A 15,993-nucleotide genomic window follows, 5' to 3' on the forward strand; every position below is an offset into this window, starting at 1 on the left:
CGCCGGAGGGATACGATAAGGCGGATCGCAAGGACAGCGTGGGAGGTCCTCGAACTGCTGCTCAAGGCCGTCCCTTATCGCATCCACACGATTCTGACGGACAACGGCATCCAGTTCGCCGAGCAGCCTCGCAACCGAAACACAGCATATTCGCGGCAGATGCGCTTCGACATGATCTGCGAGGCGAATGGGATCGAGCACCGGCTGACCAAACCCAACCATCCATGGACCAATGGCCAGGTCGAACGGATGAACCGCACGATCAAGGAAGCGACGGTGAAAAGATACCACTACGACAGCCACGACCAACTGCGCACGCCCCTCGCCGACTGCATGGCGGCCTGCAACTTCGCACGCAGGCTCAAGACACTCGGCGGCCTCACGCCCTACGAATACATCCGCAAGATCTGGACTTCGGAGCCAGACAGATTCATCCTGAATCCGATCCACCAGATGCCGGGACTAAACACCTAAGCCCTTCATATTTGCGAATATCAAATAAGTTATTGAATTAACGGGATTTTAGACTCTTTGGTATCATCCGCGACGCGCAAACTTATGCGCGCCACGCAATTTTATGCGCTTCGCTACAACCCATCAAAAATCCAAATTCTCAACACTCAGCGCATTCTGCTGGATAAATTCGCGCCTCGGCTCCACGACATCACCCATCAGTTTGGTGAAAATGTCGTCCGCCTCGGCCATGTCATCGACTCGAACCTGAAGCAATGTGCGGGCGTCCGGGTCCAGCGTGGTTTCCCAAAGCTGACCGGGGTTCATTTCGCCCAAGCCCTTGTAACGTTGCAAGGAAAGCCCCTTTTCGCCTTCATCCAGGATCGCCTTCAAAAGCCCTATTGGCCCAAAGATTGCTTCGCGGCGATCCTTGCGATCAAAGCTCGCGGGGGTGTTGTAAACCGACTGAAGGGACCGGGTGAAGCTGCCGGTCTTGCGCGCCTCCCCAGAGCGCAGCATGGGGCCGTCGAGCGTGCGAACCTCTTCGACCCCGCGCAGAATCCGAGCGAGACGAACACCGCGATCCTGGGTGATACGCCCCTGCCAGCCCTTTTCGTATTCCAGAGCAACCATGTCGAGACGCGCCGCCACCTGGTCGGCGACGCTTTGCAGATCCCCATCCACCGCGCCAGGCACAAAGGCCCCGGCGATGGCGGCCTGCTCCAGAATGTGGCGCGGATAATGTGTCGGGAAGGCATCAAGTACGCGCTTGAGCTGGCGTGCTTCGTCGATGACGCGCTTCAGATCCTGCCCGGCGATCGCTTCGCCGTTGCCAAGCCGCAACTGGGCACCGTCGATGCCCTGATTGATCAGGTAATCGTCCAGCGCGGCCTGATCCTTGACATAGACCTCGGACTTGCCGCGCGCCACCTTGAACAGCGGCGGCTGGGCGATGTAAAGATAGCCGCCCTCGATCAGCTCGGGCATCTGCCGGTAGAAGAAGGTCAGCAAAAGCGTCCGGATGTGCGCGCCGTCGACGTCAGCGTCGGTCATCAGGATGATCTTGTGATAGCGCAGCTTGTCGATGTTGAATTCATCGCGGCCAATGCCGGTGCCAAGCGCCATCACGAGGTTGCCGATTTCCTGACTGCCCAGCATCCGGTCGAACCGGGCGCGTTCGACGTTGAGGATCTTGCCCTTGAGCGGCAGGATGGCCTGCGTGCCACGGTCGCGCCCGGTCTGGGCCGACCCACCGGCGGAGTCACCCTCGACAATGAACAGTTCGGTTTTGGACGGGTCTTTTTCCGAACAATCCTTGAGCTTGCCGGCCAGAAAATTCACGTCCATCGGGTTCTTGCGACGGGTGAGTTCACGCGCCTTGCGCGCGGCTTCGCGGGCGTGCGCGGCCTCGACGATCTTGCTGACGATGGTGCGGGCCTCGCCGGGGTGCTCTTCGAGCCATTCAGCCAGCTTTTCGTTCACCAGGTTTTCGACGGCGGGGCGCACCTCGGAGGAGACCAGCTTTTCTTTGGTCTGGCTGGAAAATTTCGGGTCGGGCACTTTGACGGACAGCACGCAGGTCAGACCTTCGCGCGCGTCGTCGCCGGTAAAGCTGACCTTTTCGCGCTTGGCGATGCCGCTTTCGGTGGCGTATTTGGTCAATGAACGTGTCAGTGCGCCGCGAAAGCCCGCGATATGCGCGCCGCCGTCGCGCTGCGGGATGTTGTTGGTAAAGGGCAGCACGTTTTCATGGTAGCTGTCGTTCCACCACATCGCCACTTCGATGCCGATACCATCCTTTTCGCCCGTCATGAAGATCGGCTCGGGCAGCATCGCATGCTTTGACCGGTCAAGATATTTGACGAATTCCTTGACCCCTCCGTCGTAATGCAATTCCGTCTTGAGAGGCGTTGCGGGGCGTTCGTCTTCGACGATGATCCGCACACCGGAATTCAGGAAGGCCAGCTCGCGCAGACGCTTTTCCAGCGTCTCGAACTGATAGTCGAGGTTGCTGAACGTGTCGGTGGACGCAAGAAAGCGCACCTCGGTCCCGGATTCGCCGGGGGCGTCGCCGACGACGCGCAGATGTTCGACCGTGTCGCCATGGCTGAACTTGGCGTAATGTTCCTTGCCGTTGCGCCAGACGCGCAGCTCCAGCCACACCGACAGCGCGTTCACCACCGACACGCCGACGCCGTGGAGGCCGCCCGACACCTTGTACGAATTCTGGTCGAACTTGCCGCCCGCGTGCAGCTGGGTCATGATGACCTCGGCCGCAGACACGCCCTCTTCCTGGTGCATGTCGACAGGGATGCCACGACCGTTGTCGCGCACGGACACGCTGTTGTCGGCGTGGATTTTCACGCGCACGAAATCGGCATGACCGGCGAGCGCCTCGTCGATGCCGTTGTCGACCACTTCGTAGACCATGTGATGCAGGCCCGAGCCGTCATCGGTGTCGCCGATATACATGCCGGGGCGTTTGCGAACGGCCTCCAGGCCCTTGAGAACCTTAATGGAATCCGCGCCGTATTCCTGCGGAGCGCCTGCGGGCTCGGCCATGTAGCCATCCTCTTGTCTTGTTTGCGCATTTTATACGGGCAAGAGCCGCCTTTGTCACGCAGATGACACCCTATTTGGGCTTATTCGCCGGTCTTTTCCACGAAGGATCGCCCGTGTTCATCCCGCACCACGATCTGCTGCGCGCGGGGGCCGAGCTCGGCGAAAAGTTCTGGCCCGGTGCCGGTCATCCAGGCCTGTGCGCCAAGGGCGCAGATCTCGTCATAGAGCGCGGCGCGGCGGGTGGCATCCAGATGCGCGGCGACCTCATCCAGCAGCAGGATCGGGGTGTCGCCGTCGGCGGCAAGCGCGCGCGCGTTGGCCAGGATCAGCGAGATCAGCAGCGCCTTTTGTTCGCCCGTGGAACACTCGGACGCGGGTACGCCCTTGGCGGCAAAGACACCGTAGAGGTCGGCGCGGTGCGGCCCGACCAGCGTGCGCCCGGCGGCTGTGTCGCGAAAGCGCCCCTCGGCAAGGGCGTCGCGCAGATCGGCGGCGGTGGCGGGGATGTCGGCTTCGGTCGAGATCAGTTCCAGATCCGCGACCGGGAAATGGGTTTCGGCGCTTCGCTGCGCCTGCGCCAACCGATCCAGAGCAGCCTGCCGCGCGCCTTGAATCGCCGCCCCGCTGGACGCCATCTGCTTTTCCAGCGCGCCGTACCAATGCGCGTCGCGCACCTGATCCTTGAGAAGGCGGTTGCGTTCGCGCATGGCCTTTTCGTAGCTCAGGCTTGCCTCGGCGTGATCGGGAAAGAACGACAGGGTCAGGCGGTCGAGAAAACGCCTGCGCCCCTCGGGGGCCTCGATCCACAGCCGGTCCATCGACGGGATCAGCCACAGCACGCGGGCGATGCGCCCCAGCGCCACCTGAGGCGCCGGCTTGCCGTCAATTTCCACCACACGAGCGGCGCCGGATTCGGACCGGATGTTCAGCTCATGCGTGCCGCGCGGTCCGGACAGCAGCGCCGAGACCTTCCATCCCAGCGCTTCGGGCCGCCGGGTCATGTCCTGGGCCGAGGCGCGGCGCATCCCGCGACCGGGCGACAACAACGAAATGGCCTCGATCAGGTTGGTCTTGCCCGCCCCGTTCGGCCCCCAGATCGCGACCGGGCGCGCGTCGACCGTCACGTCGGCCCTTTGATGCGAGCGGAAATGCGACAGGGTGAGCTTGGAAAGATGCAGGCTCATGCGCAGCGCGGATGGCGGGGCCGGGCGTGTCCGGTCACACCCGCATCGGCATCACGACATAGACCGCGCTGGTGTCGTTGCCTTCGCGCATCAGGGTCGGATCGCCGGACGAATTGAACATGAACACCGCATTCTCACGATCCACCTGGCTGGCGATTTCCAGCAGGTATTTCGCGTTGAATCCGATTTCCAGCGGCTCGTCCGAATAGGCCACGGCCAGTTCTTCCTCGGCAGCGCCGCTGTCGGGGGCGTTGACCGACAGGATCAGCCGATCCTCGTCAAGTTGCAGTTTGACCGCACGCGAGCGTTCCGACGACACCGTGGCCACCCGGTCCACCGCCTTGGCAAAATCCGAAGCGTCCACTTCAAGCCGGCGGGTGTTGCCGGACGGGATCACGCGCGAATAGTCGGGGAAGGTGCCGTCGATGACCTTGGAGGTCAGCGTGATGTCGGGGGTGGCAAAACGCACCTTGGTTTCGGAAACCGATACGGCGATGTCCATATCGTCTTCGTCGAGCAGCTTGCGCAGTTCGTTCACCGTCTTGCGGGGCACGATCACGCCGGGCATCGCGTCGGCCTCTTTGGGCAGCGGCGCGTCGATACGGGCCAGCCTGTGGCCATCGGTCGCCACGCAACGCAGCACGCGACCGTCTTCGCTTTCGGACACATGCATGTAGACGCCGTTCAGGTAGTAGCGCGTTTCCTCGGTCGAGATGGCGAATTTCGACTTGTCGAACAGCCTGCGCAACACCTCGGCCTTGGCGCTGAAATTCGTCGCGTATTCCGACGACGCCATCACCGGGAAATCTTCCTTTGGCAGGGTCGCGAGGTTGAAATTCGACTTGCCCGCCGTCACGGTCAACCGCCCCGCCACGCCATCGTCGGCCAGTTGAACCATTGCACCGTCAGGCAGCTTGCGCACGATTTCATGCAATGTCACCGCCGACACCGTGGTGGCCCCGGCGCGTTCGACCATGGCGGGAGCCTTGTCGAGCACCTCGATATCCAGATCGGTGGCGCGGAACGTGACCGTGCCACCTTCGGCCTCGATCAGCACGTTGGCCAGGATCGGGATCGTATTGCGGCGCTCCACCACCGATTGCGCCTGGCTTACCGCCTTGAGCAGCGTTGCCCGCTCGATACTGACCTTCATGCCCTTATCCTCTCCGCCGGCCGGAAGCGCAGGTTAGCGCCATCGCACGGCCAGTCCAATGCAAATGTTCCGCAATTGATCCGACTGTTTAACGATGACGTCAAGGCCGGGAGGCCCCCCGGTGGCAGCCCCGAGCCGTTTGTGTTGTCAGGAAAACTCAGCCATCATGCTTCCAGCGCGCGGCGCAGCAGTTCGATGTCGTCCGCAATCTGGCTGTCCTTGATGCGCAACTCTTCGATGCGCTTGACCCCGTGCATGACCGTGGTGTGGTCGCGCCCGCCGAAACGACGGCCGATTTCGGGCAGCGAGCGTGCGGTCAACTGCTTGCACAGATACATCGCCACCTGCCGGGGCCGCGCAAAGTTGCGTACCCGCTTCGGGCCGATCAGGTCGGACAGGCGGATATGGTAATGCTCGGCCACCTTGCGCTGGATTTCCTCGATCGAAATCTTGCGATCCGAGGCGCGCAGAACATCGGCGAGGCAATCCTGCGTCAGTTCCATGGTAATCGGCTGCCCGACCAGAGAGGCAAAGGCGAAGAGCCGGGTCAGCGCGCCTTCGAGCACTCGCACGTTGGTGGAAATGCGATGCGCCAGAAATTCGAGGATGCCGTCGTCGATCTGAAGCGACGGGTATTGTTCGCGGTAGGTCAACACCTTCGATTGCAGGATGCCGAGGCGCAGTTCGTAATCGGTGGGGTGCAGGTCCACCACCAGGCCCGATTGCAGACGCGACCGGATGCGGTTTTCCAGATCCTTGATTTCATCCGGGGCGCGATCGGCCGAGATGATGATCTGCTTGTTCTGATCGACCAGCGCGTTGAAGGTATGAAAGAATTCTTCCTGAGTGGAATCCTTGCCGGCGATGAACTGCACGTCATCGACCATCAACACATCGACAGAGCGGAACAGCTCTTTGAAATCCATCATGCGGCGTTCGCGCAACGCCTGAACGAAGCGGTACATGAACTGTTCCGCCGACAGGTACAGCACGTTCAGATCGGGGCGGTTGGTCTTCAGATCATGGGCAATGGCGTGCATCAGGTGTGTCTTGCCAAGCCCAACACCGCCATACAGGAACAGCGGATTGAACGTCACGAGACCGCCTTCGGCGACACGCTTGGCCGCCGCATGGGCCAGCTCGTTGGGCTTGCCCACAACGAAACGGTCAAAGGTGAACCGGGCATCCAGCGGCGCGCTTGGCAGAACGTCTGGCTGGGCGGATTGGGCAGGCGCGGGGCGCGGCTGGGCCTGTTGGGTGTCGGTATTGGCCAGCCGGAATTTCAGGCGGCTGACTTCGGGCGCGACGAGGCTGAGCTTGGCGAGCAGCAGATCGCCGTAATGCTGCGATACATAGGTGCCGAAAAAGTTGGTCGGGACGCTGAAAACCGCGACGCCATCCGCTTCGATCCTGTCGAAGTCGATGGGCGCGATCCAGGTCTTGTAATTGTTTTCGCCCACCGAGCTGCTCAGCTGGTCCTGCATTGCGCCCCATTGCTCTTTCGTCATTTGCCCCCGCTCCGAAACTATTTCTGCCATGTGCCCATCTCGATTTTTCCATCCGCAGCATTTCCGCTACGGCACCCGCGCGAACCGGTGCAAAGGGGAAACACCTTCGATCTCATGCCGCAAGGCATGAGCGAAGATGACACGCATCTCGAAACAGACAACAGCCAACCCGGCCTTCACTTCGCAGGCGAAAGCAGAATCGGGCGCTCTCCGAGCGTATGTTTTTTCGGACTGGCAGGGCTTGCGCCCAGTTCGGCAGGTTTACAGCAGACCACCGACGTTGCGGCGCGACCGACATGCAAAGATGTATGGCCGCCCCGCTTGCCTGTCCCCCCAAGCAATGTGACTCGCCCGGTAAAATTAGCAAGCCTGGCTGAGGGGCGGCAACCGATCTTCAATCTTGACTCAGGGTATTCCAGAAAAAGAATCTCTGAGCCCAAAATAGCGTGGTCGAAATATGAAAAGGCACCACATTTAGTGGTGCCTTTTCCGACAGTAAATTTCGAGGGCTGTGGCTTTTCAGCCCGGCACATTCGGCTTGCCGACACGCGCCAAAACGCGTCAGCCCAGCGACTTGACGCGCGATGCAAGCCGCGAAACCTTGCGCGACGCGGTGTTTTTGTGGAACACGCCCTTGGTCACGCCACGCATCAGTTCGGGTTGTGCAGCGCGCAAAGCGGCGGTCGCGGCTTCCTTGTCACCCGATGCGATGGCCTCTTCGACCTTGCGCAGGAAGGTGCGGATCCGCGAACGGCGCGCCTTATTGATGGCGAAACGGCTTTCGTTCTGGCGGGCGCGTTTTTTGGCTTGGGGTGTATTTGCCATGATGATCGGTCCTTGTGCTTCGTCTTGCGACGGGTGTCTTTGTTAAAAGTCGCTCGGGAAAGTTTTCGCCGGGGCGTCATGGATTCGGGGTCGCGCAATCGCACTCAGACCCGAAACAGTGTCGCCGGACCGATTCTTGCCAGAGCGGGCATCACGCGCATGTAGCGGCGGTCTATAAACCGTTCGGACGGAAACGCAATGAAAAAGGCCCGCCTGATGGCGAGCCCTTGCGTATCCTGACCCGGATCGTGCCTGAAACCGGTTCAGCGGTCGCGGAACTGCGCCGTGCGCTTTTCCTGAAACGCCGCCATGCCCTCGCTTTGATCCTCGGTCGCGAACAGCGAATGGAACAGGCGACGTTCGAACAACAGTCCTTCGGCGAGGGTGGTTTCGTAGGAACGGTTGACCGCCTGCTTGGCCGCCATCGCCGCGATCAGCGATTTCTCGGCGATCTTGTCGGCGGCCTTGCGCGCCTCTTCCATCAACTGCTTCACTGGCACGACGCGGGATACCAGTCCCGAACGCTCCGCCTCTTCGGCGTCCATGAAGCGGCCCGTCAGGTGCATGTCCATCGACTTGGACTTGCCCACATAGCGCGTCAGGCGCTGCGTGCCCCCGATCCCGGCGATGACGCCAAGATTGATCTCGGGCTGGCCGAATTTCGCCGTTTCCGACGCGATGATGAAATCGCACATCATCGCCAGCTCGCACCCGCCGCCCAGCGCATAGCCCGACACCGCGGCGATGATCGGCTTGCGCACCTTGGCCGCCGCATCCACCGTGGGTTCGAAGAAATCGCCCAGGAACATGTCGACAAAGGTTTTCTCCGACATCTCCTTGATGTCCGCGCCGGCGGCAAAGGCCTTGGCCGAACCGGTCAGGATGATGCAGCGCACCTTGTCGTTGGCATCCGCCTCGGTCAGCGCCTGCGCCAGCTCGGCCAGAAGGTGGCTGTTCAGAGCGTTCAGAGCGTCGGGCCGGTTGAGGGTGATGGTGGCGACGTGGTCCTCTACTTCGACGACGATCGTCTCATAAGCCATGACTGCGGGCTCCCGTCCGTTAGCGTCAAAACGCAGCCTTACCAGCTTGCGGCTCTCGATCAAGTTATCTTTGACAGGTGGGGCAGAAGAACGAAGACCGCCCGGATTGCACGATCCGATGCACGGTTTGCGCGCAATCCGGGGTGCGACAGGGCTGTCCTTCACGCCCGTAAACATCAAAGCTGTGCTGGAAATATCCCAGCTTTCCATCCGCTTGACGGAAATCTCGCAAGGACGAGCCGCCTGCGGCGATGGCGTCTTGCAGGACCGCGCGCACGATGGGTACCAATGTCGCGATACGCTTTTCCGCAATTTTATTGACGCGACGTTGCGGATGCAGACCTGCCCTGTAAAGCGCCTCGCAAACATAAATGTTGCCCAGTCCAGCGACGATTTTCTGGTCCAGAAGTGCTGATTTGACCGGCATCGACCGCCCCTTCAGCGCCGCGAGCAGTTGTGATTCATGAAAGCCGTTGCCAAGCGGTTCCGGGCCCAGCGCGGTCAGCAGCGGGTGGCTGTCGGCGGTCGCGGTCCGCATCAGGTCCATCGCGCCAAAGCGGCGGGGATCGTTGAAGGTGACCCGCGCGCCGTCTTGCATGTCGAACACGACGTGATCGTGTTTTTCCGGCGCCGGATGGTCGTGAACGAACTGGCCCAGCGCATCGCCCGATACCAGCATCCGGCCCGTCATGCCCAGATGCACCAGCAGCGTTTCGCCCGAGTCGAGGTCGGCAAGAATGTATTTCGACCGTCTGCGCAACCGTTCGATCCGCGCCCCTGTCAGCCGCTCGGCCATGCGATCCGGAAAGGGCCAGCGCAAGTCCGGGCGGTTGACCTGTGCATGGCGGATGCGGGCGCCTTCCATCACCGGGGCAAGCCCTCGGCGCACGGTTTCGACTTCTGGCAGCTCTGGCATGACGACTCCTTGACCATGGGCCGCATTGCAGCGGTCCCTGCACGCTCTATAAGGAGACAGAGCAAAAGGACGACAAGCCCCATGAGCGACCAGAGCCCCAAAACCACGCATTTCGGCTTCACCGATATTCCCGAATCCGAAAAGGCCGGGCGGGTCCGGGGCGTGTTCGGATCGGTTGCGTCGAAATACGATGTAATGAACGATGCGATGTCCTTTGGCATCCACCGCATCTGGAAGGATGCGATGATGGACTGGCTGGCGCCTCGCGCCGGGCAGACGCTGCTGGATGTCGCGGGCGGCACCGGCGACGTGTCCTTTCGGTTTCTCGGACGCGCCGGATCGGGGCACGCCACCGTGCTGGACCTGACCGAACCGATGCTGGTCGCCGGGCGCCAACGCGCCGAGGCCGGGTCCATGGCCGATATGCTGGACTGGGTGGTGGGCGACGCCATGGCCCTTCCGTTCGCGGACAATACGTTCGACGTTTACACGATCTCTTTCGGCATCCGGAACGTGACCCGCCCTCAGGAGGCGCTCAACGAAGCGTTCCGCGTCCTGAAACCCGGCGGACGCCTGATGGTGCTGGAATTTTCCCAAATTCCCAATGACATGATGCAGAAGATCTACGACCTGTATTCCTTCAACATCATTCCGCGCATGGGGCAGGTGATCGCGAACGACCGTGACAGCTATCAGTATCTGGTCGAATCGATCCGCAAATTTCCCGACCAGGACAGCTTTTTGTCGATGGTCCGCGCCGCAGGCTTCGAGCAGGCAAAGTTTCGCAATCTTTCCATGGGGATCGCCTGCCTTCATTCCGGGTGGAAGCTCTGAATGCGGGGACCTCACAACATGCTGCGGCTGATCCGGACCGGAGCGACCTTTGAACGCACCGGGGCGATGGGCGTCGTGCTGGATGCCTTTGATGCTCCGAAATCGATCCGGATCGCCTTTCGCATGCTGGTCTGGCCGTTCAAGTGGCTCGGGATCGAAGGCGATCCGGCAGCGCCTCCCGTCCCCCGCGCGCTGACGGCGCTGGGACCAGCCTACATCAAGTTCGGGCAGATCCTGTCGACGCGGCCCGACGTGGTGGGCGATGAACTGGCGCAACAATTGCGCGTGTTGCAGGACAAACTGCCACCCTTCGGGCTGGACGCCGCGCGCGCGCAGGTGGAATCGGAAATCGGCTATCCGGTCGATGAGCTGTTTTCAGAATTCAGCCAACCCGTGGCCGCAGCGTCGATCGCGCAAGTCCACAAGGCGCGGCGCACCGACACCGGCCAGGTGGTCGCGGTCAAGGTGTTGCGGCCGGGAATCGAACGCGCCTTTCGCACCGACATCGACGCATTTTATTTCGCCGCCAACATGATAGAAACCCTGTCGCCCGCGTCCCGCCGCCTGCGCCCCCGCGAGGTCGTAAAGCATTTCGAAAGCGTCGTGTCGGGCGAACTCGATCTGAGGCTGGAGAGCGCAAACTCCAGCGAATACGCAGCGAACACCCAAGGCGACGCAGGCTTTCAGTTGCCCGAAGTGGTCTGGGGCATGTCCGGCCGAAGAGTCCTGACAATGAGCTGGGCCGAAGGTGTGCCGCTGGGCGATAACGATGCAATAGATGCCGCGGGGCATGACCGCGAGGCGTTGTCAGAACGCGTTCTGCAATTGTTCCTGAATCACGCCCTGCGTGACGGGTTTTTTCATGCGGACATGCATCAGGGGAACCTGAAGGTCGCCGCGAATGGCGACATCATCGCTTATGATTTCGGCATCATGGGCCATATCGACGAATACACCCGGCGTGTTTATGCCGAGATCCTCTATGGATTCATTCGTCGTGACTACAAACGCGTGGCCGAGGTGCATTTCGAAGCGGGCTATGTGCCCGCTGATCACGATGTCGATGAATTTGCCCGCGCGCTGCGCGCGGTGGGCGAGCCGATCTTTGGCATGGATGCCACTCGTATTTCGATGGCGCGGCTCCTGGCCTATCTTTTCGATGTGACCGAACGGTTCGGAATGCAAACCCGAACCGAGCTGATCCTGCTGCAACGGACGATGGTCGTCGTCGAGGGCGTGTCGCGGTCATTGAATCCGCGGATGAACATCTGGAATGTCGCGAAGCCCGTGGTTGAAGACTACATCAAGCATTCCATAGGTCCGCGCGCGGCACTGAAAGACCTTACAGAAACCGCGCGCGTCCTTGTTCGATTCGGGCCCCGTCTTCCGGGCCTTGTCGAGGCCGCGCTTGTGCGTCAGGCCGAACAGGAGGTGGCCGAAGCGGAGAGCCTCTGGTTGCTTCGCTTCGGCTGGTGCGCAGCCGGGGTGTTGCTTGGCGCCATCCCGGTGTTGATTTGGGTTTCGCTCGTCTGACATCGCGTTATCGCACCGCGGTGATTTCCTCGGCATCGACTTCGCTGCCATCGGACAGGGTCAGCTTGATCGCGTCGCCGACCTGGCGCACCTCAATGACCGGGTTGTAAACCTGCGCCGGGCTTTCGCTTTTCAGGACACCATCGGTATAGCTTTGAATCGAAAAGGAATAGGTCCCGCTTGCAAGCTGTGTGCCGTCGCTGCCGAGCCCGGCCCAAGCCACCATGGGGTCGGACATGTCAAGCGCCAGCGTCTGCACCGCCGCCCCGGAGTCGTTTTTCACCACCAGCTTGGCACTGTTGACCCCGTCGGCATATTCGGGGCGCATGACGACGGGATTGCCGTTGAAATAGACCGGTGCGTCCGCAAGCACCTTACGGTCGATCCAGGCGCCCATTTCCTTGAAGGAGCTGTTGGTCAGGGCCGCGGTCAGGTCGGTCAGCAGATCATTGGTCAGAACCTGTTGTTCCACCGACGAAAAAGTCGCAAGCTGTGTCGCATAGTCGGCTGAATCCAGCGGATCGAGAGGATCCTGGTTTTGCATTTGTGCGGTGAGCATTTTCAAAAATGTCTCAAAATCCGAGCTGACGACAGGCGTGCTCGGATTTTTCGAGGCCGCGCTGCTTGCAGCTGACGCGGTTGTTGCGGTCGAAGACGTGACGGTTCCGGTGTCCATCGGAAGCTCCTTAAATACGAAGGTCAAGACCGCCTGAGGCGATCGGCAGGGGGGCAGCAATTTCGGCGGGATCTGCGGCTTGCGGGATGTCTTGCGGCGTCACTGGCATGGAGCGTCCGCCGCCGTTCTGGCTACCCGCCTGGCCGTCTCCAAAGGTGAAACCGGTTGACGAATACCCAAGATCGGAAAGATAGCGCGAAAGCTGGTCGATGTTCCGGCGCAGCATATCAAGCGTCTCCGGTCGATCCGCCACGATGTTCACGGTCAGGCCGTGCTCACCCTGTGCCATCCTGAACCGCACATTCCCCAGCTCGTCAGGGCTAACCCGCAATTCGATGGTATCGCCGCTTGCCGAGGGGGCCGCTGCGATTGCATCGACCAGTTGACGCACGACCGACGCCGCTTGATCGGCGCGCGCCTGAGGTGCAGCATGACCTGCTGCGGGTCCGATGCGAATGTCTCCGGATGCGACGCCGGGTGACTGGCTCTCGGCAAAACGCTCCGCATCCTCCAGAGATTTTCCAAAGCTCGTGGCCCCCGATTTTGGCGAGGAGGCATCGGTCGTTGTCTCGGGCGTAAAGATGTCAGCCCTGTCGAACGGCGCACTGGGGGCCGTCATCGTTTTCGCCGCTCCTGCGCGGGGATCTCGTAAGGAAAGGTGCCGGGTATCTGCGACAGGCACCGCCTCCTCATCGAGCACGCGGGGCTCTGTCGCTGCAACCGGATGTTTCGAAATGGCTTTTGCGTTCGTTTGCGTGGAAGCTGAGATAACCCGCGCCATATCGATCGTGGCAATGGGTTGCGAAGGTGTAGCAGACATTTGCATGTGTACGACGGGTTCGGCGCCGCTTTGCGGTGTTGTCGGGAACGGTTTGGGCCGACTATCTGCCTGGATGGCACCGATATCGGTGGCGGCTGAAGGATGGTTGACCTGGCCGGTCGATCGCGCGCCGTGCGGCGCGTCGAACGCCGGTTGGTTGCCTGTAATCTCCAGAGACAACGTGCCGGCATCAGGCTGTCCGCTTGGCGCAAGGTTACCCGCGACGGATGCAAGCGGCATATTTTTTGTCGTTTCGACCGTGTTCTCCAATGCAGTCGATCGCTCGATCCTCACTTCGTCACCCGCATTGGTCTTTACATCCGACGCGCGCTGTTTTGGCTCAACCGTGAAATCTGTGTCATTTTTCGTATCTATTGGGGTTGGGTTGTCCGCCAAGGCGTATGGTTTCAGGGATGTTTCGTCGCTCCCCTCGGGCAAAAAGCCGGGCTGCTCTGCGCCAACGGCTTTGTATTTCTCGCCAGCCCCGGATGCAGCAGTACCGCCGCCCCTTGTTCTTTCCAGGTTCCAAGAGCCGCCGCTTTCTTGCTGTGACGTTTCAGCTGAGTCGCCAGTTGCAGGCGATATCGGTGCCCGAAACGCTTGTGGGTCTGTCAGATCGACGTTTGAGCGACGATCAGGATCCACCGATTCCACTTGCACAGCCATGGTTCCGTTCCCCCAACCGCGCTGCGCAAACTTGTCGGGCGAGCCCGGTTCGGCTGCATGCGCGCCTCGTCCGCTCTGTCCGTGAAGATCGGTTGGCGCTTTCCGGATCGCCCCGTCGAAGGACAGCGATGCACCCCTCTCTTTACCAGCCCTCATATCGGTCGAGACACTGCCCGAAACCGAGATGGCCGATGCGCTGCTGTTCGCTCGGGATTTTGCCAGAGAGCTTTTCCACACAGCGCGCGATACAGACTGAGATCTCGGCTTAACGTCACTCGTCTGTTGAACATTTTCCTCTTTCAACGCTGTCCTGACAGATGGGTTTGACTCATCCAACGCGGGCATTCGTTTGATCGGCGCCGGGTTTTCTGGCGGCGTACCGCTTGGTTCCCGAGAGGAGGGCGGCGCGGAAATCGGCATCCTTGTCACGTTCGGCGTATGAGCAGGAACACGGGGCATCGCTGGCCCGCTGGCAGCCTGGCCCGAGACCTTGGGTGATGCGGGCGCGGCGTTCCTTGAAGCTGCTTTTCCCGAATCCAATGGCTGATCTACGGGACCATTCCGAGGCAGTTGTGCTAATTTCTGTGCACCTGCGATCGGGGGCGCAGCGGGCGTTTCCTGCCGTATCGTGCCGTTACGGGTTTCGGTTTTGCTTTCGTTTGTCTTGCGTTGAAACGTCATCAAACGGTCCGCGACCGTTTCCGGTTGGCGAGTCACGTCAGGTGTAGCCTCTGCCGTTATCTCCAGCTTTGCGGATGTGCCTGAAACGCCGTTGCTTTTTACGACCTCTGGTTTAGGCACCGATCCCCTGATGCTTTCAGAAGTCGGCGCCTGCTTTGCCGCGCCAGGTAAAGTACCCTCAGAAATCTCATCCTGAATTTGCGCCGGATCATAACTCCGGGGGGATGAGGCAACATCATGTTGACGCCTGGCCGAGATGGACGCTGTCGGTTCCTCGGCACGCCAAAGGTCACTGCGGCGAGACGAAGACGTGGTCGCAGATTGGACCGGATGATTGTTGACCTTCACTCGCTGGGTTTCGACCGTGGTGAGGTGGCTCTTTTGTTCCTCACGACCCTCTGGCCTTGCGGGACGCAGACGGCTGGGCCCACCAGCGTCCGTTGTTCCCAAGGGCGCGGCAGGCGTTTTTCGCGCGCTGCCATCCAACGACACCGCGGATTCCGAATCTATGGCCTTGCTGCCGGATTCAAGCTGGTTCGCAGCTTTGGGCGTTGATTTCTGCGTCCCAGGAGCCTGCGACCCTGTCTGAGGCCCCGCGATTGCCGGTATCTGTTGGGCGCTCGGCATGCGATCTTCTGTCGAATCGGTCGCTCGCGGCAGGTCGGATGCTTCTGTTGCCAGGCTGATTGGGAGAGAAGGGTCATCCGCGTGTCTCTGACCAGACGTCCCGGCGGCTACCGGAGGCTCGTCCCCCGTTCTGGGGTCGGGCGGGATGTTGCTTGCAGAGGGGTGGGCAGCGCCAACTGGGGCGCGATCTGGCTGACCCCCATCTGGATCCGACGCGGCACCATTCATATCGAACGGCACATCGGCTTCTTCTAAGCCATCGTCGGGGGTTTCATCCTGCCCGGCTTCTGTCGAATCGACCTCGTCCTCGACTTCAGTTGTGGCGACCGGCGCCGATTCATCCGTGGCATCGGAATTCGAGCCGCCGATACCCGCTTCCAACTCCGATTCGGAATCCAAGGCGTTGTAAACATCGGTGAATACGAGATCACCGGCGGCGTCTTTACCGACGGATTGTTTGTCTTTCGGGGCCTGAATGAGGCCGAACAGACCTGACAGTTCACTAAGCATCGCCG

At 61.0% G+C, this 15,993-nt stretch carries 12 protein-coding genes; 3 read left to right on the forward strand and 9 right to left on the reverse strand.

Going from position 1 to position 15,993, the window contains the following annotated elements; genetic code table 11:
* A partial coding sequence (locus ATI53_RS15245; RefSeq protein WP_146609936.1) for an integrase core domain-containing protein occupies nt 1–474 on the forward strand: 474 nt, incomplete at its 5' end.
* Between the two features lie 123 nt (nt 475–597).
* Here the strand turns inward: ATI53_RS15245 and gyrB are convergent.
* From gyrB to mutM, 7 genes are all read right to left on the reverse strand, one after another.
* Nucleotides 598–3,015 carry a DNA topoisomerase (ATP-hydrolyzing) subunit B gene (gene gyrB / locus ATI53_RS15250; RefSeq protein WP_111550765.1) on the reverse strand — a complete coding sequence of 806 codons (2,418 nt, stop codon included), beginning with the start codon at nt 3,013–3,015 and terminating at the stop codon, nt 598–600.
* An 80-nt stretch (nt 3,016–3,095) separates the two neighbouring features.
* Nucleotides 3,096–4,199, reverse strand: a complete 1,104-nt coding sequence (recF, locus tag ATI53_RS15255) for a DNA replication/repair protein RecF (protein WP_111550766.1) — start codon at nt 4,197–4,199, stop codon at nt 3,096–3,098.
* Nucleotides 4,200–4,233: 34 nt separating this feature from the next.
* Nucleotides 4,234–5,352, reverse strand: a complete 1,119-nt coding sequence (gene dnaN, locus ATI53_RS15260) for a DNA polymerase III subunit beta (RefSeq protein ID WP_009504007.1) — start codon at nt 5,350–5,352, stop codon at nt 4,234–4,236.
* Between the two features lie 164 nt (nt 5,353–5,516).
* On the reverse strand, nt 5,517–6,860 hold the full coding sequence (gene dnaA, locus ATI53_RS15265; protein ID WP_034452116.1) for a chromosomal replication initiator protein DnaA: 1,344 nt from the start codon (nt 6,858–6,860) through the stop codon (nt 5,517–5,519).
* A 561-nt stretch (nt 6,861–7,421) separates the two neighbouring features.
* Nucleotides 7,422–7,685, reverse strand: coding sequence for a 30S ribosomal protein S20 (gene rpsT / locus ATI53_RS15270; RefSeq protein WP_009504005.1), 264 nt, complete (start codon nt 7,683–7,685; stop codon nt 7,422–7,424).
* A 263-nt stretch (nt 7,686–7,948) separates the two neighbouring features.
* A complete protein-coding gene (locus tag ATI53_RS15275; RefSeq protein WP_009504004.1) occupies nt 7,949–8,725 on the reverse strand; it encodes an enoyl-CoA hydratase in 777 nt (258 codons plus the stop codon).
* A gap of 64 nt (nt 8,726–8,789) precedes the next feature.
* Nucleotides 8,790–9,641, reverse strand: a complete 852-nt coding sequence (gene mutM / locus ATI53_RS15280; protein WP_009504003.1) for a bifunctional DNA-formamidopyrimidine glycosylase/DNA-(apurinic or apyrimidinic site) lyase — start codon at nt 9,639–9,641, stop codon at nt 8,790–8,792.
* A gap of 81 nt (nt 9,642–9,722) precedes the next feature.
* Here mutM and ubiE point away from each other — a divergent pair, with 81 nt between their 5' ends.
* Together ubiE and ubiB are read left to right on the forward strand one after the other, a co-directional pair.
* Nucleotides 9,723–10,475 (forward strand): bifunctional demethylmenaquinone methyltransferase/2-methoxy-6-polyprenyl-1,4-benzoquinol methylase UbiE, encoded by a 753-nt coding sequence (gene ubiE, locus ATI53_RS15285; protein WP_009504002.1) that lies wholly within the window; start codon nt 9,723–9,725, stop codon nt 10,473–10,475.
* Nucleotides 10,476–12,008, forward strand: coding sequence for a 2-polyprenylphenol 6-hydroxylase (ubiB, locus tag ATI53_RS15290; RefSeq protein ID WP_034452114.1), 1,533 nt, complete (start codon nt 10,476–10,478; stop codon nt 12,006–12,008). It abuts the gene before it with no gap.
* Between the two features lie 7 nt (nt 12,009–12,015).
* Here ubiB and ATI53_RS15295 read toward each other — a convergent pair whose 3' ends face one another.
* Together ATI53_RS15295 and ATI53_RS15300 are read right to left on the reverse strand one after the other, a co-directional pair.
* Nucleotides 12,016–12,744, reverse strand: coding sequence for a flagellar hook capping FlgD N-terminal domain-containing protein (locus ATI53_RS15295; RefSeq protein WP_240778603.1), 729 nt, complete (start codon nt 12,742–12,744; stop codon nt 12,016–12,018).
* Nucleotides 12,695–15,988 carry a flagellar hook-length control protein FliK gene (locus ATI53_RS15300; protein WP_111550768.1) on the reverse strand — a complete coding sequence of 1,098 codons (3,294 nt, stop codon included), beginning with the start codon at nt 15,986–15,988 and terminating at the stop codon, nt 12,695–12,697. Before ATI53_RS15300 ends, ATI53_RS15295 begins: the two co-directional genes overlap by 50 nt.
* Nucleotides 15,989–15,993: the final 5 nt, after the last annotated feature.

This window comes from Salipiger aestuarii (assembly GCF_003259905.1).
GTDB lineage: Bacteria > Pseudomonadota > Alphaproteobacteria > Rhodobacterales > Rhodobacteraceae > Salipiger > Salipiger aestuarii.